Here is a 25636-nt window from a genome sequence, read left to right as displayed (position 1 = left end):
GGATAACGACTCAGGCCGCATCTTCAGGCATACAAAATTGCGCGCATTCTACCTGCATCTGTCCATCAGGTTAAGCGCTTTCGGGCAGTTGCCATTCAACGGGCGAACGTCCTTGCCCCAGCAGGAACTGGTTCGCTTGAGAAAACTGGTGATTGCCAAAAAAGCCACGATGGGCAGACAGCGGCGAAGGATGGGGCGACTCCAGCACTAAATGGCGCCGCTGATCAATCAACGCTTTTTTCTGGCGCGCATGACTACCCCATAACAAAAACACGCACGGCGGAGCATGCTGGCTTACCGTTTCGATTGCTCGATCGGTAAACGGCTCCCAACCTTTGCCGCGGTGCGACGCGGCATTGCCTTGCTCAACGGTTAACGCCGTGTTTAACAGCAAAACGCCTTGTTTGGCCCAGCTAACCAGGCTGCCATGCGGCACCGGTTTAACGCCCACATCGCTTGCCAGTTCTTTATAAATATTGGCAAGCGACGGGGGGATTTTCACCCCCGGCTGAACAGAAAAGCTTAACCCATGCGCTTGACGGGGGCCGTGGTACGGGTCCTGACCTAGAATAACGACTTTCACTTCTTCCAATGGCGTCAGTTCAAACGCACGAAACCAATCAGAAGAGTGAGGGTAAATAACCTTTTTAGCCGCTTTTTCCTGAGCCAAGAACTGTTTCAACGCCTTCATATAGTCGGCTTGAAATTCATCACCGAGCCACCGGCCCCAGTCGTTCGTTAATGGATTAGTCATAAGTCCTTTTAACTTGATCAACGAGAGGCTCAACATAGGCAACTCCCATATCCCAAGGGAATTGAATCCAGCACTGCTGGGCCACTTCAGTGAGATATTGGTCAACCAAAGGGCGCCCTTCTGGCTTGGCATAGATAGTGACAAAATGCGCTTTAGGCATCATTTCACGTACCGCACGCGCGGTTTTACCGGTATCCACCAGATCATCGACCAACAGCCAGCCTTCGCCATCATGGTCAACGCCCTTCATGATATTCAGACCGCCCTGGTCCATATGGTCATAGCTTTTAATACAGATCGTATCAATCAGGCGTACGTTAAGCTCACGTGCAATAAGTGCCGCCGGGATTAACCCGCCACGGGTAATCGCCACAATACCCTTGAAGTCCCGCTCCATCATTTGGTGGCAAAGCTGACGCACATCTCGGTGCAGCTGGTCCCAGGAAATAATGAAGTGTTGGTGATAGCGTTCGCTGCTCATGAGAGGCGTTACTCGTCTTCGTTGAAAGAACATACCGCGAATACGCTGAAGCCAGCATCGCGAATTTTCTGAGAACCGCCCAACTCGGGTAGGTCAATAATGGTGGCGGTTTCTACGACATGCCCACCACAGCGCTGAATAAGATTTGCAGCGGCCAGCATAGTGCCGCCGGTGGCAATCAGGTCATCCATCAGCAGTATCCGGTCATCTTTCTGGAATGCGTCAGAGTGCAGCTCAACTTCCGAATGGCCGTATTCCAGCTTGTAGGTTTCACTGACCGTTTTAAAAGGCAGTTTGCCTTTTTTTCGTACGGGCACAAAGCTACAACCTAGCTCATAGGCGAGCGGCGCACCGATAATGAAACCACGCGCATCAATCGCGGCGATGGCATCCAGGTTCATTTCCTGATAGCGATGCACGAAACTGTCGATCAGCTTGCGAAACGCCGCACTGTTTTGTAGCAAGGGAGTAATGTCACGAAAATTCACTCCCTGCTCGGGCCAATCAGGAACGGTGCGAATAACCGACTTAATGTAGTCACCGTAGATGCTCATCGCGTCTCTCATAGATTAATAATAAATAGCCTGGGTAATTAACCCAGGAATAGAAACTTCGCTGCAAACAGCAAGGCCAGAATCACGACAGCAGGATTCAGGTCGCTAAACCGGCCTGAAAGCGTTTTAATTCCTACAAAGCTAATAAAGCCCAATGCAATACCGTCAGCAATTGAAAACGTCAGCGGCATTGCCAATGCTGCAATTAATACCGGAGCAGCATCGGTTGGGTCTTCCCAGTTCGCATGGGATAAACTGCCCGCCATGAGTACCGCAACGTACAGCAGCGCACCGGCAGTGGCGTAAGCCGGGATAGAGCCTGCTAACGGCGCAAAGAAAAGACTGATTAAAAACAGTACACCGACCACGACGGCTGTTAGGCCTGTTCGCCCACCCGATGCAATACCCGCCGTTGATTCGATATAGCTCGTGGTGGTTGAGGTACCGAGTGCCGCGCCTGCCATGGATGCTGTGCTATCGGCCATCATGGCGCGCCCGATACGAGGCAGTTTGCCATCCTTGTCGAGTAGGTTACCCCGATGAGCAACCCCTACCAGCGTGCCAGATGTATCGAACAGATCAACAAACAGGAACGCAAAAATAACGCTAAGCATCGCCACATCAAGGGCGCCCATCAGGTCCATCGCCATAAAGGTAGGCGCGATAGAGGGCGGCATCGACATCACACCGTTGTATGCATTATGGCCCAACAGCATCGAAATGAGAGTAATGCCCAAGATACCAATTAATACCGCGCCTTTGACCCGCAGGTACGCCAACGCCGTAATCACAAAAAAGCCCAGCAATGAATAAAGAGCCGCTGGCTGTGAAAGATCTCCCATCGCGACCAGAGTCGCCGGATTAGCGACCACAATACCTGCGTTTTTAAGCGCAATCATGGCCAGGAAAAGCCCAATCCCTGCCGCAATCCCTAAGCGTAGCGAGAGTGGAATCGAGTTGATAATCCACTCACGGATTTTAAAAACACTCAGTACGAAGAATATCAAACCCGAGAAGAAGACCGCACCAAGCGCGGCTTCCCAGGTATATCCCATACCTAGCACCACGCCGTAAGTGAAGAAGGCGTTAAGCCCCATCCCCGGTGCTTGCGCAATGGGGTAATTAGCCCAAATCCCCATCACGAAGCAGCCAATCGCTGCCGCCACACACGTCGCGACAAAGACGGCACCGTAATCCATACCCGCTTCCGACAGGATGCTAGGGTTTACGAAAATGATATAGGCCATCGTCAGGAACGTTGTGATCCCGGCGACAACCTCTGTTTTCACATTCGTATTTAGCTCAGTGAGCTTGAAATACTTATCCAGAAGTTTCATGTATGTTTTTATCCTACGCGCAAACGCAGTATGCGTCCGTATGCGTCCCCTTGGAGCGAGAAAAGCCGCACATGTTACCGAAAGCTCCCGCGTGATGCGAGTACCTAACACACAGCCGGACACAGCCGGTTTAAGCGGAGCCACCTCCGCTGACACTAACGCTAGCAATCTTCAGGCCATCAGCTAACCAACAGGTCAACCAACCACCCGCTGCTTTCTTATAATCGTTTAGCCAGCACGCGCTCGACCGTTTCGACAATCACCTGCGTTTGCGGATCAATTTCAATATTGACCTTATCGCCAGGCAGACGCTCTTTGAGCATGGTGCGTGAGAGCGTTTCGGGTATCAGATTTACACTGAACTCAATGCCGCTATCATCTGCCGCGCGACGCACATCTCCGACCGTCAAACTGATACCATCAACGCCGATATACCCCTTTTCAAACACAAAACGGCCAATCGTGTCGGGTAGAGAAAACCAAAGCCGACGGTTATTGGGAGCTTCTTCTATATCGACGACGTTGGCCATACAGATAATATGGCCGGACATCGAATGCCCCCCAATCTCGTCGCCAAACCGTGCAGCACGCTCTATATTGACGCGCCCACCCGGCTCAAGTGCACCAAGATTAGTCAAGCGCAGGGTTTCTCGCATCAAATCAAAGCTAACGTTATCGCCATCAATAGCGGTAACCGTTAAACACACGCCGTTATGGGACACAGACGCACCAATTTCCAACCCCTCACGCATTTCGGACGGCAATGCCACTACATGGGTTCGAAACGCGTCAAGTTCATGCACCTCTACTATACTTGCGGTGCCCTGCACGATGCCGGTAAACATAATCAACCCTTATTACGTCACTTTGAAAACGCCTATTCAAACACGAAATCAACACGGCGCAAGTTTATCCTTGTGAAGTTAACAATGCGCACACCGCACCCGGGAAAGTTTGATGGACACCATGCTTGACGCAAATCAAATGCCTTGATTGACGCAATGCAAAGAGCAGTACGTTTAAAAACATACGACTGCGCCTAATCAAGCGGCCACACGCGTATAAAGCAGCCGGTTTCAATTGACAAAGAGGAAGGGGCTGCTTAGACTTTCGGCCCATGTAATGGCGCCGATTTGTACCCATATTGCGGGCGCCCACCAAGCCATAGGCTTGGTGAAGTGCAGCTAAAAGGGTGTGTCCAGCGTTGATGGCCACCCGAAAGGGTGGCCTTTTTTTTATTCCTCGCCCTACGCTTGCTCCCTTGCACTCCGTCTTTGGCCTCCTATTAAGGCAGACGCTATGATTGAACTTAGCAACGTCAGTAAAACTTATGGCAGCGGCAATAACGCCGTTCACGCCTTGAAAGATGTTAATTTGCACATACCTAGAGGCACTATTCACGGTGTTATCGGCCTATCCGGCGCTGGAAAATCCACGCTAATCCGTTGCGTTAACTTACTTGAGCGGCCAACCAGTGGCAGCGTGACCGTGGATGGCCAAGAGATGACTCGCTTAAACGGCGGCGCCCTAAACCAGGCACGTCACCGCATTGGCATGATTTTCCAGCACTTCAACTTGCTTACTACGCGGAACGTGTTTGATAACGTTGCTCTACCGCTTGAACTGATGGGTGAAAAACGTAGCGCCATTCAACGCCGCGTACTCCCGCTACTGGAAATGGTCGGGCTGGCTGACAAAGCCAAACAGTATCCCGCCCAGCTCTCGGGTGGCCAAAAACAGCGTGTTGCTATCGCCCGCGCTCTGGCCAGCCAACCCAATGTGCTACTGTGTGATGAAGCAACATCGGCGTTAGATCCACAAACTACCGGCTCTATTCTTGAGTTGCTGCGTGATATTAATCACCAGTTGGGTATCACTATTTTGTTGATTACCCATGAAATGGAAGTGGTTAAGTCAATTTGCCACCGCGTAAGCCTTATTTCCAACGGCACACTCGTGGAAGACGCAGAAGTCGGCGACTTTTTCACGGCCCCCAACACTCAGCTTGGCCGCGAATTTTTGAACGACTTTCTCCAACTTACCCCCCCTAAAGAGCTGATCGAACGCTTAAACGATACGCCAGGAGAGACCACTCACCCCGTCGTACGCCTAACGTTTTCTGGCGATGCCGTCTCAACACCGCTTATCTCCCGCTTAGCCCGTGAGTGCAATGTGGATGTCAGCATTTTACAGGCCAAAGTCGAGTCCATTCAGGATCGCACCTTAGGGCTTATGATTGCAGAACTGCTCGGCACGACAGAGCAGACGCAACAGGCAATGGATTATCTTCAGTCTCACCAGTTAGAAGTCGAGGTACTTGGTTATGTCCAGCGCAATGTTTGACCTTATTTTACAGGCCACGCTGGATACGCTGTATATGGTGGCCATCTCCGGCGTCATTTCGACACTGCTCGGCCTACCGTTAGGCGTATTGTTGTACGCGACACGGCCAAGACAAATTCTAGCCCAGCCAGTGCTTAATCAGGTATTGAGCATTATTACTAATATTGGCCGTTCGATTCCTTTCATTATTTTGATGGTGGCCATCATCCCGTTCACACGAATGCTGGTAGGCACCTCGATAGGCATCAACGCCGCATCAGTTCCCCTAACCATTGCGGCCATCCCCTTTGTGGCGCGTCTGATAGAGGGCGCACTCAATGAGGTGTCGCCAGGCCTGGTTGAATCTGCTCAATCCATGGGCGCGACCCCTTGGCAGATTATACGCAAGGTACTTGTACCAGAGGCGCGGGGCGGCATCATTACAGGACTAACCATTACGCTGGTAACGCTAGTCAGTTACTCCGCGATGGCGGGCGCAGTAGGTGGTGGCGGCTTGGGAGACCTGGGCATCCGTTATGGATACAACCGTTTTAACCCCACTATTATGCTGATTACCGTGATTATTTTGGTGGTCATGGTGCAAGGCTTTCAAAGCCTGGGCGACTATCTGGTGCGCAAAAGTGATCGTAAATAGTGGTCGCAATTGGCCATGCTCACTTATAACAAAAAAACATTAGAATTATTTTTATTATTCCAATATTATTAAAAAATGACGATACAACGCATTAGGAGACTTATCATGCAAAAACTAATAATTGGTAGCCTGACAGCCTTGGCACTGGCCGTTAACGTTGCCAACGCAGAAACCCGCACGCTGAAAATGGGCACCGTTGCCGGCCCCGAAACTGAAGTCATGGAAGTGGCGGCGCGGATTGCCAAAGAAGAGTACGACCTTAATGTCGAAATTATCGAATTTACCGACTATGTAACGCCCAACGTTGCGCTGGCCGACGGTAGCCTTGATGCCAATGCCTACCAGCATGCCCCCTACTTGGATGCAATGGTTAGCGATCGCGGCTATGATCTTGCCGTTGCAGGCTATACCTTTGTTTATCCGATCGGTGCTTATTCAGAAAAATTCGACAGTATTGAAGATCTGCCCGACGGTGCACAGATTGCACTGCCCAACGATCCTTCTAATGAAGGTCGTGCGCTAATTTTGATGCATAACGAAGGCCTGATCACCCTGAACGATCCGGAGAACCTGGAAGCGACGCCGATCGATATTGCCGAGAATCCGCGCAACTTCCGCTTCCGTGAAATTGAAGCCGCCCAGTTGCCCCGCGTATTACGCGATGTCGACATGGCGTTTATCAATAACACGTTCGCCCAGCCAGCAGGCTTAAAGCTTGACGACGCCCTGATCAAAGAAGGCCCTGAGTCCCCCTACGTGAACCTTATTGCTGTGCGCGGCGGTGACGAAGAGCGTGAAGACATTCGCCAACTGGTGGATGCCTATCAGCGCGACGAAGTAGCAGCCAAAGCTGAAGAGCTGTTTAAAGGCGCTGCCGTACCGGGCTGGACTGAATAACCCCTTCAGCAAGCACCTCATCAGGCCGACCTTAGTGTCGGCCTGATGCGTTTATGATGAGATAATGATGCCAACCATTAATTACACGCTACTCAACCGCCAGCTTGAAGCCTTGCTTGATACACGCGACTGGCTTACCAACAGTGCTCAAATGTGCGCTTTTATTCAGCAGGAAGTACCTGACCTAAACTGGACGGGGTTTTATCTTCAGCGTCAACCTGAGGTTCTGGGGCTAGGGCCTTTTCAGGGCAAGCCCGCCTGCCATCCTATCCCTTTTAGCAAAGGCGTATGCGGAGCCGCAGCGCGCCAGCAGCAAACACAGCGGGTCGATGACGTACACGCCGTCGCAGACCATATTGCCTGTGATGCCGACTCACGCTCCGAGCTGGTCATTCCCATCGTGATAGAAGGTTATCTATGGGGTGTTCTAGACTTGGACAGCCCTCTACCTGCGCGCTTTACCGCAGACGATCAGGCAGGAATCGAAGCGCTAATAGCGACTTTTCAGCGCCAAACAGATCTACCGACCCGCTAGTGGTAAGCATGTAGATGAATCGTGCAGTAAGCGCGAAAAATAACGTCACTCATGGATAGTTCAGAGCGGCGGCGCGCTTTTCTTAGCGTTTGGTTGAATATTTCTTCTGCCTTATAGCGGCTCAACCCTAGCTCTTGAGCCGTATGAAAATACTTATCAAGCTCCACACTCTCAATATTATCGCTCACTAGCGGCGGTTTGTTTGCAGATTTAAGGCCTAACTTTAAGCCGCCAAAAACAGAGGCCCAACGGGGCAATAAATTAAGATACATATCTTCATCCTTGAATTATGTTCATGGATAGAGTTGTTCATCACGGCACGAATTCCCGCATACTGCCACGCCAATAGCTATACACATATTGTACTTCATGAAGCATGACGTTATCGTGACAGACACCATCTCACGTAAAAAGATACCGCCTGGGGGCGTGATGCTAGCCAAGGCGACACAGTGTACCAAGCACCCTAATCGCTGGGCGTTACACCCGACAAAGTAAGCTGTATGAATAAAAATGCTGCGCGAAATAAACGTGCACGGTATGAAAACGACGCTAAACGAAAAAACCCCGCGCTTAAAAAAGCACGGGGCTAACAATTTGGTAGGACCAGGCGGATTTGAACCGCCGACCTCCACGATGTCAACGTGGCGCTCTAACCAACTGAGCTATGGTCCTAAATAGAAAAGGTTGCGATGATGGTAGGACCAGGCGGATTTGAACCGCCGACCTCCACGATGTCAACGTGGCGCTCTAACCAACTGAGCTATGGTCCTGTCGTGCAACGGATGCGTATTCTACTTATTTATCACTGCATTGCAAGCTAATTTTTTCTTTCTGAACAACCCATTCACGCACTATCTCGCTATAAAATCGCTACGTAAGTGAGTATTTAAATTTTCAGCGTTTTAAACAATCCAACCCTCTTTCTAATGCAGGAAACCAATAATGCTCGCCCCTCTTCTTGTGTGCATGGCGTTAATACCACTGCTTGCAACACTGATTGCACGCATCCCTCTTCACTGGTGGTGGATCCGCTGTTTTGAATTCCCTCGCGTTCAAATAGCAACTCTGTCGCTGCTTTGTGGGGTATCCGCTCTCGTCTTTCTATCGCCTGGCAATTGGCATACCGCGATTTGGCTTATCGTTCTCATCACCATCGCTTTACAAAGCCAATATATCTTGCCTTGGACCCGGCTGTGGCCAGTGGACGTTAAAAACGCATCCAAGCAGTCTCCCAGCAAACAGCACATTACGCTTTTAATTGCCAATGTGCTGACGCCTAATCGGCACACGGAAGGATTACTGGGGATGATCCGGCAACACCAGCCGGATATCATTTTAACCCTTGAGTCAGATCAGTGGTGGCAGGATAAGCTCGACCCCGTGCTAGCAGAACAGTGGCAATATAACGTTAAAGTGCCTTTAGATAACTTGTACGGCATGCATCTTTATTCGCGCTTGCCGCTGAAAGATGCCTCCGTTAAATGGCTGATCCAGGAGGATATCCCTTCCATTCATACTCAGGTTCAGCTTGAAAGCGGAGACCATATTCGTCTATATGCCGTCCACCCTCGTCCACCTGCACCATCAGAAAGCGAAAAGTCGCTATGGCGTGATGCCGAACTTTTATGGGTGGGCCAAGAGGTGCACCAAACGCCCCAGCCTACCCTGGTCGCTGGCGATCTTAATGATGTAGCCTGGTCACGTACCACGCGACTATTTTGCCGGGTTAGCGGCATGCTTGACCCCAGGCGCGGCCGGGGCATGTTTAGCACCTTCCACGCCAAGAACCCCTTATTACGCTGGCCTCTTGATCACATTTTTGTGACCAACCATTTTACCTTGGTCAACATGCAGCGCCTTGACGCCTTTGGGTCTGACCACTTTCCTATTCTCGCTACCTTATGCTATCAACCTTCTCGCCAAAATGAGCAGGAGCGACCCGAAGCCGACAGCGAAGAGCGTCAACAAGCCAGCGAAACTATTCAAAAAGGCAAAACCGAGAAGCAACAAACCTGATCGACTGGTTACTCCGGAACGCCTCCCTGGGTCAATACGGTTGGATCCAAAAGGCGTTCCAGCGTTTTACGATCCAGATCCGTCTCTTCCTCAGCAACATCAATGATAGGCCTACCTGCCTGGTAGGCTTTTTTAGCCACTGCCGCCGCGGCGTTATAGCCAATCACGCTATTCAGCGCGGTCACGAGAATCGGATTTCGAGCCAAGGGACCTTGCAAGTTATCTTCTCGCACCTTGAACGTTGCAATTGCCCGGTCCGCCAGTAGCCGTGACGTATTACTCATTAGCGTAATCGCCGTGAGCAAATTAGTTGCCACCAGTGGCAGCATGACGTTCAACTGAAAATTACCGCTCTGGCCTGCCACGGTAATGGCGGCATCCAACCCAATCACCTGGGCTGACGCCTGCGCTGCCGACTCAGGAATCACAGGGTTAACTTTGCCCGGCATGATGGAACTACCTGGCTGAAGTGCCTCAAGCTCAATTTCGCCGAGCCCAGCCAAGGGGCCTGAGTTCATCCAGCGTAAGTCGTTGGCAATCTTCATAATGACGCACGCGAGGCCTTTTAACTGCCCGGATAGTTCAACGGCGGCATCCTGAGATGAAAGGCTGGCAAAAAAGCTGTCGTTGGGTGCAAAACCAAGCCCTGTTTGCTCACTTAGCTCTTTGGCCACCTGCTCAGCAAAACCATTCGGAGCATTAATACCCGTACCGACCGCCGTACCACCTTGGGCCAAACGGCATAGCCTGCTCATCGCGCTGTCGAATCGTTCAATGGCCTGCCCCAATTGGCTCGACCAGGCCCCGAGCTCCTGGTCCATACGTAACGGCATCGCATCCATTAAATGTGTACGACCCGTTTTAACAACACCTCTTAGCTCTGTGGCACGCTGATCAATACAGGCCTTTAAGTGCCCAAGGGCTGGCTTGAGAGACTCATTAACCGCAATCGCTGCTGACACATGTATGGCTGTTGGGATCACGTCATTGCTTGATTGCCCCATATTCACATGATCATTAGGCGTCACGTCGACACCTTCACGGCTTGCCAGCGTAGCCAATACTTCATTCACGTTCATATTGGTAGAAGTGCCCGAGCCCGTTTGATAAATGTCGATCGGGAACTGGTCGTCGTGCTGCCCGTTAATCACAGCCTGTGCTGCGTTTTGAATAGCCGTGGCTCTAGCATCATCCAACAGGCCTAACTGCTGATTAGCCCGCGCTGCAGCCAGCTTTATCCGCGCTACGGAATGGATAAACGCGGGGGGCATAGGTGTGTGAGACACCGGGAAATTATTAATGGCCCGCTGCGTTTGAGCGCCATAAAGCGCGGAAGAAGGCACTTCAAGCTCACCCATGCTATCGCGCTCGATACGAGTATCCATATGATTCTCTCCTTTGAGTGGTAATCAACCTTATCTACAAGCGATCACGTGGGCAAATCCCTTCTCAACCGCTGCCGCTATTCAAGCTAGACGCTCCAACCGGCCAGGTAAACCGTCATGTCCTATCATGCCCACATAAGGCTTGCCTCTTTATATTGCAGCGCACAAAAACCACTGCTATGCTGCACTGCAGATAAGCTAAACTAATGACATTTTTATTGTTCAGGCAGGAGTTTCATAATGAATGCATTCAACACAAATGAAATGAACCAGCAGTTTGATAACGTCTTTATGGCCCCTGCACGCGCTTATGCTGCGCTAACGATTGATTATGCCGAAAAGATGCTGAACGCTCAGGTGGAGGCAAACCAGGCTTATGCTGAGACGGGTATTAATCAATTGCGCCAGCTAACCAGCGTTAAAGATCCGCAAGGATTGCGTAATTATATGGAAGGCCAACAGCAGGTTGTTAAGCAGCTAGCGGAACGTGTGAAAGGCGATGCCGATAAAGTGGTTTCGCTTCAGCAAGATTATTTCAAGAAAAGCCAGAAGCTAACCGAAGAAAACGTGAAACAAGCACAGGCTGCTGCTGGCAAGATGCGTCAAACTACCTAATTTTTAAGTTCTGAACAATTAATCGTTATATGCCCGCTGATCCAATCAGCGGGTTTTTGCTTACCAGCCAAGTGCAGACTTAACAAACGGGATTGTCAGTTTACGCTTAGCCGACAAGGAAGCCTGATCCAGAGTTTCAATCGCCTTGCATAAATCGCCTAATTCACGAGGCCCGCGGTGCAAAATATAGCGCCCTACATCATCGGGTAGCTGCATTCCTCTGACATTGGCGCGCAGCCTAAGCGCGGCCAAACGGCTTTCGTCATCCAAGGGGTGTAAATGAAACGTCACTCCCCAGGTAAGCCGCGAAGCAAGATCTGGAAGCACAACCTCAAGCTGGCGCGGAGGTGTGTTAGAGGCGATAACAAGCTGTTTGCCAGCATCGCGCAAGCGATTAAACGCATGAAACAGGGCTTCTTCCCACCGTTTTCGGCCAACGACATACTCAAGATCATCAATCGCGACTAAATCCAATCGCTCTATATCTTCAAGCATCAGGGGCGGAAAATGCCCCAGGTCAGCTAACGGCAAATACAAGGCCCGTAGATCAGCATCGGAAGCTGCATGGCAGGCGGCCTGAAGCAGGTGGCTTTTCCCGCTGCCTTGCGCGCCCCATAAATAGATAAACGGCTCTGCATTCGGTTGAAATTGTTGTGTCAGGTGTTCAACCAGTGGAGCATTCGCGCCTGAAGCGTAATAGTTATTGAAGGTTGCATCATCGCGCAACCCCACTCCTAACGGCAGCTGTGCCGGCACTCGGCTCATGATGACTCCCTTTCGTCGTGACGACCCTGCCCATTATGGTGGTTTAAAGGCGTTAGCGAGCCTTGTTCAGCATTATAAAAGGTGCTGTGCTTATAACGATCATTAAGCTCTCTAAGCAGCACCATAAAAACAGCCGCAACGGGTAACGCTAGCAGCACACCGGTAAACCCAAATAAATTCCCACCCGCCAGTACGGCAAAAATAACGGCGACAGGATGCAAACCAATTTTATCGCCCAGTAGTTTGGGCTGCAGTATGACACTTTCTGCAGCTTGACCGATACTAAATACCACGATCACACCGAGCACCGCCCACCACGTACCGAATTGAAATAATGCAACAATTAAGGCGACGGCAATGCCAACAATAAACCCCAAAAAGGGTACGAAACTTACCAGTCCGGCAACAAATCCTATCAACAAACCAAAATTAAGCCCCATTACGGTAAGACCGGTCGCGTAAATAACGCCCAGGCACAACATCACCAATAGCTGACCGCGTAAAAAAGAGGACAACACTTCATCACAGCGCCGCGCTAAGCGAAAGGTATCGTCAGCCCATTGCCTTGGTACCAGGCTTGCAAAGTTACGCAGCATCCGCTTCCAGTCGAGGAGTAAATAAAACGTCACGACGGGAATCAAAGCGATATAAGTAATCCATGTCATAAAGGCCATACCTGAGCGACCAATTTGACCTAACGCTTGAGCCAAATACCCTCCCGCATCACGCCAGTTTTCAACCAATACTTCACGCACATTGGTTAACTCGGCACGCAAATCGTAGCCCGTCCACTCCTGAACCTGTGGCGCCAGCACATTTTCAACCCACATGAACATATCAGGCATCACTTCCCCTAGCTGCTTGATTTGTTGAATCACCAGCGGAATAAAAATCAGCAGGCTCGCCGTTAATACGATAAGCAGCACTAGAAATACCAAGCTGACGGCTAATGGACGCTTCATTCCCAGCCGCTGAAAGTAGTTAGTGAGCGGGTCAGCTAAATAGGCTAATACCATGCTGGCAATAAAGGGCATCAACATCGAATTAAGTACATACACCAGCCCAATGAAAATCGCGAGGAGGCCAACCCCCAACCATGAATTTCGCATTACATGACTCTCCTTCCTGGATCCATCAATAGCGCTTTGTACGCTTAATAATAACAAAAGTTGGAGGAACACTGACCCAACATGTATACCGGCGATGCGACCCACGCCGCTGGGTGTTACAATCTTCTGCAGTTATTGCCCAGCACTGGCCATTTCGCCAGCACTACCCCGTACTGCTATAGGCTTCACAGGAACTGTCATGACCGAGACTTCCACTTCTCCGGCTACTCCTTCACTCAGCTATAAAGATGCAGGTGTCGATATTGATGCCGGAAATGCCCTAGTTGACCGCATTAAACACGTTGCCAAACGTACCACACGCCCCGAAGTAATGGGCGGCTTAGGCGGCTTTGGCGCACTATGCGAGCTACCCGCAGGCTATAAGCAGCCTGTATTGGTGTCTGGCACCGATGGCGTAGGCACCAAGCTGCGTCTCGCCATGGACCTTGGCAAACATGACACTATCGGCATCGACTTGGTAGCCATGTGCGTTAACGATTTGATTGTTGCAGGCGCTGAGCCGCTGTTATTCCTTGACTACTATGCCACGGGCAAGCTGGATGTGGATATCGCGGCAGATGTTGTCACGGGTATTGGGGCGGGGTGTGAACTGGCAGGCTGCGCTCTGGTGGGTGGTGAAACCGCCGAAATGCCAGGCATGTACGAAGGCAGTGACTATGATCTAGCCGGTTTTTGCGTTGGTGTGGTGGAAAAATCCGAAATTCTTGATGGTAGTAAAGTGGCAGAAGGCGATGTTCTTCTTGGGCTTGCCTCCTCAGGCCCTCACTCCAATGGCTATTCACTGATTCGTAAAATCCTTGACGTCACCAATGCCTCACTCGACACCCAAGTGGATAATGCCCCGTTGGGTGATGCGTTAATGGCGCCAACTCGTATCTACGTGAAATCATTACTTTCACTAATGCGTGGCACCTCTATTCCGGTTCATGCGCTTTCCCATATTACCGGTGGCGGCCTGCTGGAAAACATTCCGCGCGTACTACCTGATACGTTAGCAGCGCATATTGATATTAATACATGGCAGCGCCCCGCGGTTTTCGATTGGCTTCAGGCCCAAGGCAATGTTAACGAAGTCGAAATGCACCGCGTGCTTAACTGCGGCATCGGTATGGTACTCGTGATTCCTGCGGCTGAAGCTGACCAGGCCATGGCTCACCTTCAAGCTCAAGGTGAAACGGTTTATCGTATCGGTCATATTACCCAACGTCAGGAAGAAGCGGTGGTGCTGGAGAACCTGTCAGCATGAGTGGTACCGAATATCCCAGCGACACGATGACCGACATGACGCCAGAACCTACCGGGCCACGGCGGGTCGTTGTGCTGATTTCAGGCAGCGGCAGTAATCTTCAAGCATTGATTGATGCGCAGTCGCATGACCGTTTAGGCGGAGAGATTGTGGCGGTGATCTCCAACGTGGCTGACGCTTATGGTTTGAAGCGCGCCCACGAGGCTGGCATCGAGGCCGTCGCCCTGCCTCATCGCGAATATGACAACCGCGAGGCTTACGACGGCGCGCTGATTAAGGTGATTGAGCGCCATGAACCCGACTTGATTGTGCTGGCTGGCTTTATGCGTATTTTAACGCCGCGCTTTGTACAACGCTTTTTGGGTCGGATGCTGAACATTCACCCCTCACTGCTGCCCGAGTACCAAGGGTTAAATACTCATGCGCGGGCGCTGGCCGACAAAGTAACCAGCCACGGCTGCAGTGTGCATTTTGTTACCGAAGAGTTGGATGGCGGCCCCGTAGTTCTGCAAGCAGAATTAGCGGTCACTCCTGAAGATAACGCAGAGACGCTTAAAGAGAAGGTCCACGCCCGCGAGCACCTGATTTATCCAATCGCCGTGCAGTGGTTTCTAGAGGGGCGGCTGCAATACAGCGCGGAAGGCGCCAAAATGGACGGTCATCTTCTACCTGAACATGGTATGCGCCTTTCTCATGCCGATGCCGCTGAAGAGCTTGACGAAGAGTTGGATGAAGACACTGACGTGTAGTTGATCGACCTGTCGGTTACTGTTCGCAGAAACGCGCATAGTAAATAGCAAGCAAGGCCTTACGGGAAACCGTAAGGCCTTGCTTTTAGGGCTACTTAACAGGCGTATCTATTACGTGCGCGGTAACGTAACACCACGCTGCCCCATGTATTTCCCGCCTCGATCTTTATACGACGTTTCACACACCTCGTCGGACTCTAAAAACAGCATTTGCGCCACACCTTCGTGAGCATAAATCTTGGCTGGCAAATTGGTCGTATTAGAGAACTCAAGCGTTACGTGCCCTTCCCATTCCGGCTCAAGCGGCGTGACGTTCACGATAATACCGCAACGCGCATACGTTGATTTGCCCAGGCAAATAGTCAGCACGCTGCGCGGAATACGAAAATACTCAACCGTTCTAGCTAACGCAAACGAGTTAGGCGGAATAATGCAAACATCACCTTTTACGTCCACAAAGCTTTTTTCGTCAAACGCTTTAGGATCAACAATGGCCGAATGAATATTGGTAAACACCTTAAATTCATCGGCACAGCGGACATCGTAGCCATAGCTGGATGTGCCGTAAGAGATCACTCGCTGATCATTAACATAGCGAACCTGCTCCGCTTCAAACGGTTCAATCATGGCATCGCTTTGTGCCATGCGACGAATCCACTTATCTGATTTGATACTCATGTGTTACTTCATCACTCGCTAAAAGAAATAGTGGGCCCATCGCTCTCGCTGCCATTTACTGACTGGGCAACTTGCCTGGCAATCTCTGCAAACGTTTGGCTTACCGAGCTATCAGGCTCTGAGATAACGCTTGGAGTACCCGAGTCTGCCAGCTCTCGAATGGACAACGTCAATGGTAGCCGTCCCAGCACGGTTGTTTGGTACTCTTCGGCAATGCTATCCCCTCCTCCTGTACCAAAAATTGCGGCCTCATGACCACAGTTTTCACAGTGGTAAAGGCTCATGTTTTCAACCACACCAAGCACCGGGACATTCACCTTGCGGAACATTTCGATACCTTTACGCGCATCCAACAGCGCGATATCTTGCGGGGTGGTCACAATTACCGCCCCCGTTACTGGCACTTTTTGCGCCAGTGTCAGCTGTATATCGCCAGTGCCGGGGGGCATGTCAATCAGTAGGAAATCAAGATTATCCCACTGTGTTTGTGTGAGCATCTGCTGAAAAGCCCCCACCACCATTGGCCCGCGCCAGACCATCGCTTCACGCGTATTAACCAAAAAGGCCATCGACATGGCTTGAAGGCCATGGGCGCTCAACGGTAAAAACTGGTTGTTGTCAGTCGCTTCAGGACGGACACCCTCCTTCACACCAAGCATTTGTGCCTGGCTTGGACCATAAATATCCGCATCCAGTACGCCCACACGATAACCCTGGGCAGACAGTGCCAGCGCCAGGTTAACGGTGACGGTCGATTTACCAACCCCACCTTTTCCCGAGGCCACTGCGACAATATGTTTAACGCCGTCCATTAGTCGCGCTCCTATAATCCAGGCAAACTATTCACGTTGCGCCAAATGATACTCTTTGGCCACGTATTCATAAACCAACAAACAAAAACGGATGCTGGGGCTACCAGCATCCGCCTGTCAATTCGTCTGGTTGATTCAGACGAATACGCTTAATTATTGCTTTGCTGTTGGCTCTGTGATTGGTTGTTATCGCTTTCGTTGGCAGGCGCCTGATCCGTTGCGCCGCCCTCAGATGAAGCGTCATTTGCTGCATCATCGGCGCTACCTAAACGCTGATCAAGGGAAGAAAGCTCGTCTCGCCAACTACTTAGCTGAGACTCCAGTTGAGATAAGGTTTCTTCACGCGCTTCAATATCGCTATTAATGTTAGCGACTTCATTACGACCAAGATCAAGCGCAACCATCAAGTCTTCCATTTCGCCACGCACCTGCTCCAGGCTCTGCGACTCCTCTTCACGAAGCTCAACCAATGAATCGACTTCGTTTTGAAGCTCATCACGCTCAGAGGTAAGGGAGTCACGCGTCTTTTCCAACTCATCCAGTTCACTTTGTGCCGAAGCCACCAGCTCCTCAAGACCAGTGAGCGCTTCATTAGCTTGACGGCTCTTCTCTTCAAGTTCAGCAAAATCATCTTCAGCGCTACTTAGTGCTTCAACCGCTTGCTGACGCTGCTCTTCAGCCTGTTGGCGTGCGGTTTCAGCCTGTTGCCGCGCTTCATCAGCGCTCTGCTGGGCTTCTTCTATCTGCTGAAGTGTCGTCTCAGCATTATCACGGGTCGTTGTGATTTCATCGCGCTCATCGCGCAGTGACTGCATATCGCCTTGGGCGTTTTCCAGCTCCTGGTTTAAAGCATCCACTTCATTTTGAAGTTCATCTCGTTGAGTTTCTAATTCTTCAAGACGCGTCTGAACAGCAGTCACGTCATTTTGTGCACTTTCCAACACAGAACTGGCCTCATTGCGCTGCTCTTCAAGCTGCGCCATCTCTGCCTGCATGTCCGCTAAATTGGTTTCTGCCTGATCTATTTCCTGGATACGGCGGCTATAACGACGATTGTCCTGTTCAACACTTGCAAGCTGCCCTTCAAGCGCTTCAACACGCTCTTTATGAGTGCCTGCGTTGGACTGCGCCATGATCGCCCAAATAACGGCAATGGCGGCGATACCCGCGATAGCCCTGACTCGGTTATCTTTAAATAGTGTTTTGGCATCCTGCCTGCTCGCAGGCGTCTGATGATCCGAATGGTGTTCTTCTGACATTCTGCGTCCCTCTCTCTACCAGGCTGCCGATATCAGCAGCGTTAATGGTGCATTTAGCGCATATCGTTCTTTACAAGGATACACAGCAAATGGCATCTAGCCAGTCTATTAGCAGATTCAATGCATTACGCTAAGCCCACCTTCTACTGTAGATCATTATGAACAGGAGCTTCGCTTGGATGAGCATTTTTGAACCACGCAAGCTTTTTGTGGAGTGAAACCACACCACCAATAATTAAAAGCGCCGGTGATTGAATACGGCCTGTCGTCAAGGCCTCAGGCAGCAATGCCAATGTTCCCGCATGGATTTGCTGTTTAGCCATCGTCCCTTGCTCAATCAACGCCAGTGGCGTATCACTCGACATCCCATACGCCATCAACTTTTGGCTAATCACACCAACGCTGTTTAGCCCCATATAGAAAACCAGTGTTTGGCCTGGCTTTGCTAACGCTTCCCACTCCATTGCCTGCTCATCATCCGCCCAATGCCCCGTTACAAAATGGACAGCCTGTGCATGATCACGGTGGGTAAGCGGAATGCCAGCATAAGCGGAGCATCCTGAGGCGGCGGTGATACCGGGAATAACCTCCACCGCTACTCCATGAGTGATTAGCGCCTCCAGCTCTTCACCGCCGCGACCAAAGATGAACGGGTCACCGCCTTTAAGCCTTACGACTTTTTTGCCCTCAATGGCCCAGTCGACCAAGCGTTGATTAATCTCCTGTTGAGGAACACTATGCTGTGACCGAACCTTTCCAACATAGAAGCGCTGCGTATTGCTCGGCAGTAGCGCTAAAATAGCGCTACTAACCAAGCGGTCGTAAAGCACGACATCTGCTTGCTGAAGACGCTTGTAGGCTTTTAAGGTTAATAACTCTGCATCGCCAGGACCTGCGCCCACCAGGCTAACAAAACCACTCATTCCACCTCCTGACAAAATTCATACCTATATTGTTGCTTACGCGTAATCATGCCAATGATAATTGGCCGTGATTGCGTTTGCCTGCTTTCATGACCAGTGTTATGCCGATTTTATGAGGGAATGTATATGCTCAGGCTTGCACAAACCATCTGTGAACCCTGCTCGAAAGATACCCCGCCGCTAGATAAAAGCGAGTGTCAGGCTTATCTTGAGCAATTACCGGAGTGGCGGATTGTCGAGCACGATGGCATCATAAAGCTGTCACGAAGCTTTTCGTTTTATGACTTTGCCAAGGCGCTGACATTTACCCAGCGTGTTGGCGAAATAGCAGAGCAGGCCGGACACCATCCCATGTTAATCACCGAATGGGGTAAAACCACCGTAATGTGGTGGACACATCGTATTAATGGCCTGCATCTTAATGATTTCATTCTTGCCGCCAGAACCGACGAGGTAGCTGAGTAAATGTTTGAGCATATTGAGCGAGTCCCTGGAGATGCCATTCTCGGGCTGATCGAAGCTTTCAAAAAAGATACCAATCCGCAAAAGGTTGATTTGGGCGTAGGGGTTTACCGCGATTCAAAGGGTAATACACCGGTAATGCGCGCTGTCAAAGAAGCTGAAGCTCGCCTGCTCAAGAATGAAGCCACCAAAACCTATATCGGTTCGCACGGGGCGCCCGCCTACAGCAATGTCGTATTGCCCATGGTGCTGGGTACCGACTCCCCCGTACTGGAAGCCAAGCGCGCCAGCGCTACTCAATCCCCCGGCGGTACCGGTGCGTTACGCTTAGCGGCTGACTTTATTGCGACTCAGCTGCCCCATAAAGGTATTTGGGTAAGTGACCCGACGTGGCCCAATCACCACGGTATTTTTACTTCTGCGGGCATAGCGCTGCATAAATATCCGTATGTAGATGCTGATAACCGCCTCGATTTTTCAGGCATGCTGGCCGCGCTGAAAAAAATTCCTGAAGGCGACGTTGTGGTGCTGCATGCGTGCTGCCATAACCCGACCGGTTTCGATCTATCCCAAGAGCAGTGGCAGAAAGTGCTGGACGTTCTACGGGAACGCAAGCTCCTACCACTCGTTGACTTCGCCTACCAAGGGTTTGGTGAAGGACTGGACGAAGATGCCTATGGCGTACGCCTACTAGCCGAACAGCTGGACGAAGTGATTATCACCAGCTCCTGCTCGAAGAATTTCGGTATCTACTGCGAGCGCACTGGCTGCCTTATCATGGTCGCTAAAGACGCGGAACAGATGGAGAATGTGCGTTCTCAGGTGGCAATTGTGGCCCGGGAAAACTACTCCAACCCGCCTGCTCACGGCGGCGCCATCGTAAGCGAAATTTTAAACGATGCCGAACTGACCACCATGTGGCGTGAAGAACTCACCGAAATGCGTGACCGTATTAATACGCTGCGCCGTGATTTTGTGGAAGCCCTGAAACCCTACGGCTTGGATCAGAAATATGCTTGTGTTGCTGAACAGCGCGGCATGTTCTCCTACACCGGGCTAACGCCTGACCAGGTAGATCGCTTACGCGATGAGTTTGGCATTTACATGGTCCGCTCTGGGCGCGCCAACGTTGCGGGCTTCTCTCATGAAAATCTCCCTTACCTTGCCAAAGCGATTGCAGCGGTTAACGACTAGCCGCGTTGCCTAATGCTTTACTCAGCGCCCAGGCTTTGCCTGGGCGTTTTTGTATCTTGGGAATGGTTGTATTGTTGTGTACAATTGCGCGCTTGCCGCCAGAGCCAGGGCCGCCCGTGCGGCGTCCTGTTCAGCGCCAACCTGACCGATCAGTCAACCCCACCTGGGTCTATCTGCCTAACGGCTTGCACTGTTAAACTCTTTCATTAACGAGGCTTTCCATGGCGGCAGCCAGCACACATTACCCTTGGTATAAAAAAGAAGACACCGATGCCTTCTTTGCTCTCTTCCAAAACAACATCGCCAACTTTATCGTTATCGCGATTACCATGCTGGGCATGGGCTTCCCTTCCTCGATCGTCTATGGTCAGGTGCTACCAGGAGCGGCCATTGCCGTTATGGTCGGCAACTTCTATTACGCCTGGAGCGCTGCACGCTTAGCCAGGAAAGAGAGCCGTACCGACGTCACCGCCCTTTCATACGGCATTTCTACTCCGGTTATGTTTGTATTTTTATTTGGCGTACTGTTACCCGCCAAGCAACTGACCGGTGATACCGAGTTGGCCTGGAAGGTTGCGGTGGCTGCCTGCTTTATTAGTGGCGCTATTGAAGCGGCGATTAGCCTGATTGGCCGATGGGTGCAGTATCACCTGCCACGGGCTGCCATGCTGGGGGCTGTCGCGGGAGTAGCACTAACGTTTATTGCCGGTGAGATGTTATTTAAAACACTGGAAGTACCGGTCATTGGCCTTCTCGTGCTGGCTATTATTATCGTTGGCCTGGTAGCCCGGGTCAGCATGCCCTTTAAACTACCTACCTCGCTGTTCGCGATTATTGTTGGCACGGCGATGGCTTACTTGATTGGTGATGCTGGCAGTGAGCGCTTCAGCGATGCATTTACGCACCTAGGCTTTTACCCGCTACTTCCCAACCTGGCCTGGTTTGAAGGTCTGGGGTTGCTATTTACCGGTATGCTCGCTGTTCTAACCGTTGTTCTTCCCATTACGCTTTATAACGCCATTGAGACCATGAACAACGTTGAAGCGATGGAGGCAGCTGGCGACAAATACGACGTCCGCGAATGTCAAGCGGTTGACGGCGTAGGTACCATGATCGGCGCACTATTTGGCGGCGTTTTTCCTACTACCGTGTATATCGCCACGGTAGGCGCAAAGTGGATGGGCGCCGGGCGCGGTTACAGCTTATTGAACGGTGCTGTTTATGCGCTGGCCACCATGACAGGATTAATTGCGGCCTTGGCCGCCATTATTCCCGTCTCGGTGGTAGCGCCCATATTAGTCTTTGTGGGCATGTCGATGATTGCCACGGCATTCCAGGCCAACGATACGCGCTACTATCCCGCCGTCGCACTCGCCATGCTGCCCTACTTTGCTAACTATATAATGACGCGCTTTAGCCGTGGCGCAGGCGAAGTGGTTAGCGATATTTCCAGTGCCATTGTGGTGATGGGCCAAGGGGCCATGTTTATGGCTATTTTGTTGGGCGCCATGACGGTGTCGGTGATTGATCATCAGTTTCGGCGCGCTGCTGTGTTTGCCTTGATTGCAGCAGGCTTTTCATTTGTGGGTTTAATGCACGCACCTCAACTTGCATTGAACGCCGCGCCGCAATTTGTACTCGGCTACTTGGCAATGGCGCTCCTATTTGCCTATTTCTCGTTCCAGGAAGCACCGCACAAGCGTTAATTGCCTATGTATTAATTACCCATTTATGAATCACCTTAGCCGTTATATCCCGCCTGCCGTTGCGGGCGGGATAATATACGTACCAATACGGCCCATGCAGTTAAACCCGCCAACAGATTGCCTATTGCGGCGCCAGCAGCCAGCCCCCACCAGCCAAAGAGCAGAGAGCCTACCCACAGGCAAGGCAAATAGCAGACAAAGAGCCGTGCACTGGAAAGCAGCATGGCGCGCAGTGGCCAGCCCAACACATTTCCCGCCGATACCACCAACATACATACCCCTAGCGCAGCATAACTTGGCAGCAAGAAGCGAATCAGTAGTGTGAGTTCGCTTTGCACGTTAGGCGTTCCCGCCAGAGCCATCGCGAGCCAAGGCGCACCCAAGGCAAGTATCACGCCAAGACCTAGCTGCCATATAACAGCCACTTTAAGCGCCAAGCGTATTAACTGCTGAATTTGCCCCCAATCCCCGGCCCCATAACAGCGTCCCAACCAAGGCGGAAGCGACATAGTCATCGCCAATATGACCATCAGCGAAAGCGTTTCCAGGCGGCTTGCCAGTCCCCACGCTGCCACTTGGGTATCGCCAAGCCCAGCGACAACGGCAATGGTTAACATGCTGGCAAGAGGTGGCATCAATTGGCTCACCATCGCGGGAGCGGCAATGCCCACATAAGGGCGCCAGGAGTGCTTGGCCTCATCCAAGAGCCCAACGTTAGACACCCATTGCTTACGTATCAGCGCCTGGCTCGTAATCACTAACCCCAAAGTGAATGCGATACACGTTGCCCAGGCAGCCCCAGGCAGCCCCAAGCCCTCCCAGGAGCCAACACCAAAGATCAGCAGTGGATCGAGCACCAGGTTGGCCACACTGCTAAGCACCATCATCTTACCCGGCAGCTTGGTATTACCGTGGGCACGAAATACGCTATAGATAAAATAAAGCACCGCACCCAGCCATGCTGAACAAAGCTGCGGCCCCCAATAAATACGGATGTAAGAAAGCGCCGTGTTATCTGCACCTAACAGACGAAAAACAGGCTCATGGAAAAGCCATAAGCCTATGCTCAGCACGCCAATCACGGCTCCCCCGGCAAGCAATACCAGGCTGGTTAAGCGCTTTGCTCTCGCATGCTCATCAGCTCCCAAGGCTCGAGAAATAAGCGCCGCAATAGCAATGCCCATCCCCACTTGGATCCCAATAATTAAGAAGGAGAGTGGAAAGGTAAACGATTGCGCTGCCAAAGGTGCAGTGCCAAGGCGAGCGACAAAAGCACTATCAACAAGCTGAAAACCCAATAACGCCAGTACCCCGATGGCCATTGGCCAGGTTTGGCGCCATAGAGTTATTGCCAACTTGCGCTGACTCAATACAGTGCTCAAACCGGTAGCTCCTTAATTTGCAATGTTTATAACCAAAAGCGCCATCGCCCCTTGGGGCGATGGCGCTTTTTAACACGGATGACTTACTGACGGATACCTTCAAACGTCACATAAAGCTCTAGCTCGTGCATGGGCTCGGGGAAATCGCTCAGATCGATACCATAATCGCCCAGATTAAGCATTGTGCTGCCTTCAAAACCGGCACGGTAATTACCCCATGGATCTTCACCCTGACCGATTAACGTCACAGGCATTTCAATTTCTTGCGTCTCGCCGTGTAACGTTAAATCACCCGTCACAACACCTTCGTTGTCGCCTGTTGATTCAAAGCTCGTCGAGACAAATGAAGCGGTTGGATATTCGCTTGCATTCAGGAAATCACTGCTCAGAATGTGACGGTCACGCTCAGCATGGTTAGAGTTCAAGCTATTCACCTGAACCTCGAACTCAACAGCAGAAGCGTCTGCATCGTCTTCGTCGTAAGAGAGTTGGCCATCAAATTCTTCAAAACTACCCAGAATATAAGACATACCAAGATGGTTAATTTTAAACTGTACGAAAGCGTGCTGGCCTTCGGTATCAACGTTATAATCAGCTGCCTGAGCCTGGCTTAATGGCACCAATGCAGCCGCGGCAATAGCAGATGCAACAACACTTTTCTTCAACATCATGGTTATCTCCTCTCTTTCCTTAGTAGACACAGAGAATTTTTTATTTTCTCCATGCTTGAAAACGCGATTCCAGCCAGTATTTACGAGTTTGCTCACCAAGCTCGAAGTACTTTTTAATGAGTACTTTTCAATTAGTACTTATGTATTAGCATTTATCGCTTATGAATGCTCAGATCGGCGCACCGGATTAACCATACGCACCAGTGTAGCGTGTCGATCAATCCAGTGATGTTTAAATGCGGCTAACGCATGTCCTACTGCCAAAACTACCAATGTTAATGCGCTGTACCAATGAATATCACCGGCGATGCTGGCCTGATTAGGAAGGCCATGCAGTAATGCAGGCACATCAAACCAACCGAAAATGCTAATACCCCGGCCATTAGCCGTAGAAATCATATAACCGCTAAGCATGACAAGAAGCAAAACGATGTAGAGCGCGATATGGCCCAGATGAGCCGCCAAGACTTCGAAACGGCTGCCTTCACCTGCCGGCGTCGGCTGCAGTAAGCGCCACGCTATGCGTGCAACCGTGGCTATCAACAGTAACATGCCAATTGAGCGATGCACCCATGGCCCCAGATTGTACCAACTATCGTAGTAACCAAGCCCCGTCATCCACCAGCCCAATATAAACAGGCCAATAATTGCTATGGCGCTAAGCCAATGAAACAGAATACTCACGAGACCCCAAGTGCGCTGTGTGTTCCGCCACATTCTTTTCTTCCTCGTTACTACCACACAAACGCTATGCTGACTCGCCTTCCTGTCAAGCATGCTCAAGTGGTGGCATTTCGCTCATGGCTATCGCAGGCCTGTTCTTATCGAAGTCAAGACAGTACGAGAGCGCCCGTTAATCACAGCGGAGCACCCATCAAAGCACTCAGCTGAACACTATCATCAAACATCAAAACGACATTCAGTTTCTCAAGCCGCCGAAAGAGCGACTCTTGCGCGGCTACCGTCATGAATATCAGGAGCATACTGGCTGGCGCTTTAAAAGACTGCTGAAAAAAGCAGAATACACCATTCGTAAAAACCATTGATTAACGTGCTAACAGCTTTCATGGACCGCACAATCAGCACCTTATAAGCGGTTCCTACT

27 protein-coding genes and 2 tRNA genes are annotated in these 25636 nt (G+C 51.1%); 11 read left to right on the top strand and 18 right to left on the bottom strand.

Annotation, left to right across the window (positions count from 1 at the left end; genetic code table 11):
• Positions 1 to 70 precede the first annotated feature (70 nt).
• The 5 genes from ung to ACT3RU_RS15485 all read right to left on the bottom strand — a co-directional run bounded on the left by ung (position 71) and on the right by ACT3RU_RS15485 (position 3971).
• Positions 71 to 754 carry a uracil-DNA glycosylase gene (gene ung / locus ACT3RU_RS15505; RefSeq protein WP_192528313.1) on the bottom strand — a complete coding sequence of 228 codons (684 nt, stop codon included), beginning with the start codon at positions 752 to 754 and terminating at the stop codon, positions 71 to 73.
• Complete coding sequence (gene gpt, locus ACT3RU_RS15500) at positions 747 to 1235, bottom strand: xanthine phosphoribosyltransferase (protein ID WP_087107385.1); 489 nt, start codon at positions 1233 to 1235, stop codon at positions 747 to 749. Before gpt ends, ung begins: the two co-directional genes overlap by 8 nt.
• An 8-nt stretch (positions 1236 to 1243) precedes the next feature.
• On the bottom strand, positions 1244 to 1789 hold the full coding sequence (locus ACT3RU_RS15495; RefSeq protein ID WP_087107388.1) for an adenine phosphoribosyltransferase: 546 nt from the start codon (positions 1787 to 1789) through the stop codon (positions 1244 to 1246).
• Positions 1790 to 1827: 38 nt separating this feature from the next.
• The gene (locus ACT3RU_RS15490) at positions 1828 to 3126 is read right to left on the bottom strand and encodes an NCS2 family permease (protein ID WP_087107390.1); all 1299 of its coding nucleotides are present in this window, start codon (positions 3124 to 3126) and stop codon (positions 1828 to 1830) included.
• A gap of 218 nt (positions 3127 to 3344) precedes the next feature.
• Positions 3345 to 3971 carry a riboflavin synthase subunit alpha gene (locus ACT3RU_RS15485; protein WP_192528314.1) on the bottom strand — a complete coding sequence of 209 codons (627 nt, stop codon included), beginning with the start codon at positions 3969 to 3971 and terminating at the stop codon, positions 3345 to 3347.
• 454 nt (positions 3972 to 4425) lie between these two features.
• Here ACT3RU_RS15485 and ACT3RU_RS15480 point away from each other — a divergent pair, with 454 nt between their 5' ends.
• From ACT3RU_RS15480 to ACT3RU_RS15465, 4 genes are all read left to right on the top strand, one after another.
• Positions 4426 to 5469, top strand: a complete 1044-nt coding sequence (locus ACT3RU_RS15480; protein ID WP_192528315.1) for a methionine ABC transporter ATP-binding protein — start codon at positions 4426 to 4428, stop codon at positions 5467 to 5469.
• Positions 5450 to 6103, top strand: a complete 654-nt coding sequence (locus tag ACT3RU_RS15475) for a methionine ABC transporter permease (protein WP_087107396.1) — start codon at positions 5450 to 5452, stop codon at positions 6101 to 6103. Before ACT3RU_RS15480 ends, ACT3RU_RS15475 begins: the two co-directional genes overlap by 20 nt.
• A gap of 105 nt (positions 6104 to 6208) precedes the next feature.
• On the top strand, positions 6209 to 7000 hold the full coding sequence (locus ACT3RU_RS15470; protein ID WP_087107398.1) for a MetQ/NlpA family ABC transporter substrate-binding protein: 792 nt from the start codon (positions 6209 to 6211) through the stop codon (positions 6998 to 7000).
• Between the two features lie 67 nt (positions 7001 to 7067).
• Positions 7068 to 7535, top strand: coding sequence for a GAF domain-containing protein (locus tag ACT3RU_RS15465; RefSeq protein ID WP_192528316.1), 468 nt, complete (start codon positions 7068 to 7070; stop codon positions 7533 to 7535).
• On the opposite strand, the gene ACT3RU_RS15460 is transcribed toward ACT3RU_RS15465, so the two are convergent.
• The 3 genes from ACT3RU_RS15460 to ACT3RU_RS15450 form a co-directional block, all read right to left on the bottom strand.
• Positions 7532 to 7807 (bottom strand): hypothetical protein, encoded by a 276-nt coding sequence (locus tag ACT3RU_RS15460; protein ID WP_087107401.1) that lies wholly within the window; start codon positions 7805 to 7807, stop codon positions 7532 to 7534. The two genes, ACT3RU_RS15465 and ACT3RU_RS15460, sit on opposite strands and share 4 nt — an antisense overlap.
• Before the next feature lie 326 nt (positions 7808 to 8133).
• Positions 8134 to 8210: transfer RNA gene (locus ACT3RU_RS15455), tRNA-Val, on the bottom strand.
• A 21-nt stretch (positions 8211 to 8231) separates the two neighbouring features.
• Positions 8232 to 8308: transfer RNA gene (locus ACT3RU_RS15450), tRNA-Val, on the bottom strand.
• Positions 8309 to 8480: 172 nt separating this feature from the next.
• Between ACT3RU_RS15450 and ACT3RU_RS15445 the strand changes: the two genes are divergently transcribed.
• Positions 8481 to 9554 carry an endonuclease/exonuclease/phosphatase family protein gene (locus ACT3RU_RS15445; RefSeq protein ID WP_192528317.1) on the top strand — a complete coding sequence of 358 codons (1074 nt, stop codon included), beginning with the start codon at positions 8481 to 8483 and terminating at the stop codon, positions 9552 to 9554.
• 8 nt (positions 9555 to 9562) lie between these two features.
• Here the strand turns inward: ACT3RU_RS15445 and ACT3RU_RS15440 are convergent, their stop codons facing one another.
• A complete protein-coding gene (locus tag ACT3RU_RS15440; RefSeq protein ID WP_192528318.1) occupies positions 9563 to 10939 on the bottom strand; it encodes a class II fumarate hydratase in 1377 nt (458 codons plus the stop codon).
• A gap of 240 nt (positions 10940 to 11179) precedes the next feature.
• Here ACT3RU_RS15440 and ACT3RU_RS15435 point away from each other — a divergent pair, with 240 nt between their 5' ends.
• The gene (locus ACT3RU_RS15435) at positions 11180 to 11554 is read left to right on the top strand and encodes a phasin family protein (protein WP_087107407.1); all 375 of its coding nucleotides are present in this window, start codon (positions 11180 to 11182) and stop codon (positions 11552 to 11554) included.
• Positions 11555 to 11614: 60 nt separating this feature from the next.
• Here ACT3RU_RS15435 and hda read toward each other — a convergent pair whose 3' ends face one another.
• Complete coding sequence (gene hda, locus ACT3RU_RS15430) at positions 11615 to 12319, bottom strand: DnaA regulatory inactivator Hda (protein ID WP_192528319.1); 705 nt, start codon at positions 12317 to 12319, stop codon at positions 11615 to 11617.
• Positions 12316 to 13428, bottom strand: a complete 1113-nt coding sequence (locus tag ACT3RU_RS15425) for an AI-2E family transporter (protein ID WP_087107411.1) — start codon at positions 13426 to 13428, stop codon at positions 12316 to 12318. The genes hda and ACT3RU_RS15425 overlap by 4 nt, the downstream gene beginning before the upstream one ends.
• A gap of 199 nt (positions 13429 to 13627) precedes the next feature.
• On the opposite strand from ACT3RU_RS15425, the gene purM reads away from it, so the two are divergent.
• Positions 13628 to 14695 (top strand): phosphoribosylformylglycinamidine cyclo-ligase, encoded by a 1068-nt coding sequence (gene purM / locus ACT3RU_RS15420; RefSeq protein ID WP_192528320.1) that lies wholly within the window; start codon positions 13628 to 13630, stop codon positions 14693 to 14695.
• A complete protein-coding gene (purN, locus tag ACT3RU_RS15415) occupies positions 14692 to 15444 on the top strand; it encodes a phosphoribosylglycinamide formyltransferase (RefSeq protein WP_192528321.1) in 753 nt (250 codons plus the stop codon). Before purM ends, purN begins: the two co-directional genes overlap by 4 nt.
• Before the next feature lie 111 nt (positions 15445 to 15555).
• Here the strand turns inward: purN and dcd are convergent, their stop codons facing one another.
• The 4 genes from dcd to cobA all read right to left on the bottom strand — a co-directional run bounded on the left by dcd (position 15556) and on the right by cobA (position 19116).
• On the bottom strand, positions 15556 to 16122 hold the full coding sequence (gene dcd, locus ACT3RU_RS15410; RefSeq protein ID WP_087107418.1) for a dCTP deaminase: 567 nt from the start codon (positions 16120 to 16122) through the stop codon (positions 15556 to 15558).
• 11 nt (positions 16123 to 16133) lie between these two features.
• Positions 16134 to 16934, bottom strand: a complete 801-nt coding sequence (apbC, locus tag ACT3RU_RS15405; RefSeq protein ID WP_087107420.1) for an iron-sulfur cluster carrier protein ApbC — start codon at positions 16932 to 16934, stop codon at positions 16134 to 16136.
• Between the two features lie 149 nt (positions 16935 to 17083).
• Positions 17084 to 18193, bottom strand: a complete 1110-nt coding sequence (locus tag ACT3RU_RS15400; RefSeq protein WP_192528322.1) for a coiled-coil domain-containing protein — start codon at positions 18191 to 18193, stop codon at positions 17084 to 17086.
• Between the two features lie 143 nt (positions 18194 to 18336).
• Positions 18337 to 19116, bottom strand: a complete 780-nt coding sequence (gene cobA / locus ACT3RU_RS15395; RefSeq protein WP_192528323.1) for a uroporphyrinogen-III C-methyltransferase — start codon at positions 19114 to 19116, stop codon at positions 18337 to 18339.
• A gap of 126 nt (positions 19117 to 19242) precedes the next feature.
• Here cobA and ACT3RU_RS15390 point away from each other — a divergent pair, with 126 nt between their 5' ends.
• From ACT3RU_RS15390 to ACT3RU_RS15380, 3 genes are all read left to right on the top strand, one after another.
• A complete protein-coding gene (locus ACT3RU_RS15390; protein WP_172118416.1) occupies positions 19243 to 19581 on the top strand; it encodes a 4a-hydroxytetrahydrobiopterin dehydratase in 339 nt (112 codons plus the stop codon).
• Positions 19582 to 20772 carry an amino acid aminotransferase gene (locus ACT3RU_RS15385; RefSeq protein WP_192528324.1) on the top strand — a complete coding sequence of 397 codons (1191 nt, stop codon included), beginning with the start codon at positions 19582 to 19584 and terminating at the stop codon, positions 20770 to 20772.
• Positions 20773 to 20993: 221 nt separating this feature from the next.
• Positions 20994 to 22478, top strand: coding sequence for an NCS2 family permease (locus tag ACT3RU_RS15380; protein WP_483392885.1), 1485 nt, complete (start codon positions 20994 to 20996; stop codon positions 22476 to 22478).
• Between the two features lie 35 nt (positions 22479 to 22513).
• Here the strand turns inward: ACT3RU_RS15380 and ACT3RU_RS15375 are convergent, their stop codons facing one another.
• The 3 genes from ACT3RU_RS15375 to ACT3RU_RS15365 form a co-directional block, all read right to left on the bottom strand.
• A complete protein-coding gene (locus ACT3RU_RS15375; protein WP_412767844.1) occupies positions 22514 to 23800 on the bottom strand; it encodes an MATE family efflux transporter in 1287 nt (428 codons plus the stop codon).
• Between the two features lie 143 nt (positions 23801 to 23943).
• Entirely contained in the window at positions 23944 to 24528 is a 585-nt protein-coding gene (locus ACT3RU_RS15370; protein ID WP_192528329.1) for a YceI family protein, read from the bottom strand.
• A 162-nt stretch (positions 24529 to 24690) separates the two neighbouring features.
• Positions 24691 to 25248: a cytochrome b gene (locus ACT3RU_RS15365; RefSeq protein WP_087107432.1), complete on the bottom strand. Its 558-nt coding sequence runs from the start codon at positions 25246 to 25248 to the stop codon at positions 24691 to 24693.
• Positions 25249 to 25636 lie beyond the last annotated feature (388 nt).

Origin of the sequence: Halomonas sp. TP35 (genome assembly GCF_052375975.1) — a bacterium.
In the GTDB taxonomy this organism is placed as follows: domain Bacteria; phylum Pseudomonadota; class Gammaproteobacteria; order Pseudomonadales; family Halomonadaceae; genus Vreelandella; species Vreelandella citrativorans.
This window is presented reverse-complemented; position numbering and strand designations above follow the sequence as displayed.

What these genes read in the sequence shown, in the direction of transcription:
- ACT3RU_RS15375 (WP_412767844.1), bottom strand. Translation starts at nt 23,800, where the DNA reads ATGGCCATCGGGGTACTGGCGTTATTGGGTTTTCAGCTTGTTGATAGT.
- purN (WP_192528321.1), top strand. Translation starts at nt 14,692, where the DNA reads ATGAGTGGTACCGAATATCCCAGCGACACGATGACCGACATGACGCCA.
- ung (WP_192528313.1), bottom strand. Translation starts at nt 754, where the DNA reads ATGACTAATCCATTAACGAACGACTGGGGCCGGTGGCTCGGTGATGAA.
- cobA (WP_192528323.1), bottom strand. Translation starts at nt 19,116, where the DNA reads ATGAGTGGTTTTGTTAGCCTGGTGGGCGCAGGTCCTGGCGATGCAGAG.
- ACT3RU_RS15465 (WP_192528316.1), top strand. Translation starts at nt 7,068, where the DNA reads ATGCCAACCATTAATTACACGCTACTCAACCGCCAGCTTGAAGCCTTG.
- ACT3RU_RS15425 (WP_087107411.1), bottom strand. Translation starts at nt 13,428, where the DNA reads ATGCGAAATTCATGGTTGGGGGTTGGCCTCCTCGCGATTTTCATTGGG.
- purM (WP_192528320.1), top strand. Translation starts at nt 13,628, where the DNA reads ATGACCGAGACTTCCACTTCTCCGGCTACTCCTTCACTCAGCTATAAA.
- ACT3RU_RS15370 (WP_192528329.1), bottom strand. Translation starts at nt 24,528, where the DNA reads ATGTTGAAGAAAAGTGTTGTTGCATCTGCTATTGCCGCGGCTGCATTG.
- ACT3RU_RS15385 (WP_192528324.1), top strand. Translation starts at nt 19,582, where the DNA reads ATGTTTGAGCATATTGAGCGAGTCCCTGGAGATGCCATTCTCGGGCTG.
- ACT3RU_RS15460 (WP_087107401.1), bottom strand. Translation starts at nt 7,807, where the DNA reads ATGTATCTTAATTTATTGCCCCGTTGGGCCTCTGTTTTTGGCGGCTTA.
- ACT3RU_RS15435 (WP_087107407.1), top strand. Translation starts at nt 11,180, where the DNA reads ATGAATGCATTCAACACAAATGAAATGAACCAGCAGTTTGATAACGTC.
- ACT3RU_RS15365 (WP_087107432.1), bottom strand. Translation starts at nt 25,248, where the DNA reads ATGTGGCGGAACACACAGCGCACTTGGGGTCTCGTGAGTATTCTGTTT.
- apbC (WP_087107420.1), bottom strand. Translation starts at nt 16,934, where the DNA reads ATGGACGGCGTTAAACATATTGTCGCAGTGGCCTCGGGAAAAGGTGGG.
- ACT3RU_RS15390 (WP_172118416.1), top strand. Translation starts at nt 19,243, where the DNA reads ATGCTCAGGCTTGCACAAACCATCTGTGAACCCTGCTCGAAAGATACC.
- ACT3RU_RS15400 (WP_192528322.1), bottom strand. Translation starts at nt 18,193, where the DNA reads ATGTCAGAAGAACACCATTCGGATCATCAGACGCCTGCGAGCAGGCAG.
- ACT3RU_RS15470 (WP_087107398.1), top strand. Translation starts at nt 6,209, where the DNA reads ATGCAAAAACTAATAATTGGTAGCCTGACAGCCTTGGCACTGGCCGTT.
- ACT3RU_RS15495 (WP_087107388.1), bottom strand. Translation starts at nt 1,789, where the DNA reads ATGAGCATCTACGGTGACTACATTAAGTCGGTTATTCGCACCGTTCCT.
- ACT3RU_RS15485 (WP_192528314.1), bottom strand. Translation starts at nt 3,971, where the DNA reads ATGTTTACCGGCATCGTGCAGGGCACCGCAAGTATAGTAGAGGTGCAT.
- hda (WP_192528319.1), bottom strand. Translation starts at nt 12,319, where the DNA reads ATGAGCCGAGTGCCGGCACAGCTGCCGTTAGGAGTGGGGTTGCGCGAT.
- ACT3RU_RS15445 (WP_192528317.1), top strand. Translation starts at nt 8,481, where the DNA reads ATGCTCGCCCCTCTTCTTGTGTGCATGGCGTTAATACCACTGCTTGCA.
- ACT3RU_RS15480 (WP_192528315.1), top strand. Translation starts at nt 4,426, where the DNA reads ATGATTGAACTTAGCAACGTCAGTAAAACTTATGGCAGCGGCAATAAC.
- dcd (WP_087107418.1), bottom strand. Translation starts at nt 16,122, where the DNA reads ATGAGTATCAAATCAGATAAGTGGATTCGTCGCATGGCACAAAGCGAT.
- ACT3RU_RS15475 (WP_087107396.1), top strand. Translation starts at nt 5,450, where the DNA reads ATGTCCAGCGCAATGTTTGACCTTATTTTACAGGCCACGCTGGATACG.
- ACT3RU_RS15490 (WP_087107390.1), bottom strand. Translation starts at nt 3,126, where the DNA reads ATGAAACTTCTGGATAAGTATTTCAAGCTCACTGAGCTAAATACGAAT.
- ACT3RU_RS15440 (WP_192528318.1), bottom strand. Translation starts at nt 10,939, where the DNA reads ATGGATACTCGTATCGAGCGCGATAGCATGGGTGAGCTTGAAGTGCCT.
- gpt (WP_087107385.1), bottom strand. Translation starts at nt 1,235, where the DNA reads ATGAGCAGCGAACGCTATCACCAACACTTCATTATTTCCTGGGACCAG.
- ACT3RU_RS15380 (WP_483392885.1), top strand. Translation starts at nt 20,994, where the DNA reads ATGGCGGCAGCCAGCACACATTACCCTTGGTATAAAAAAGAAGACACC.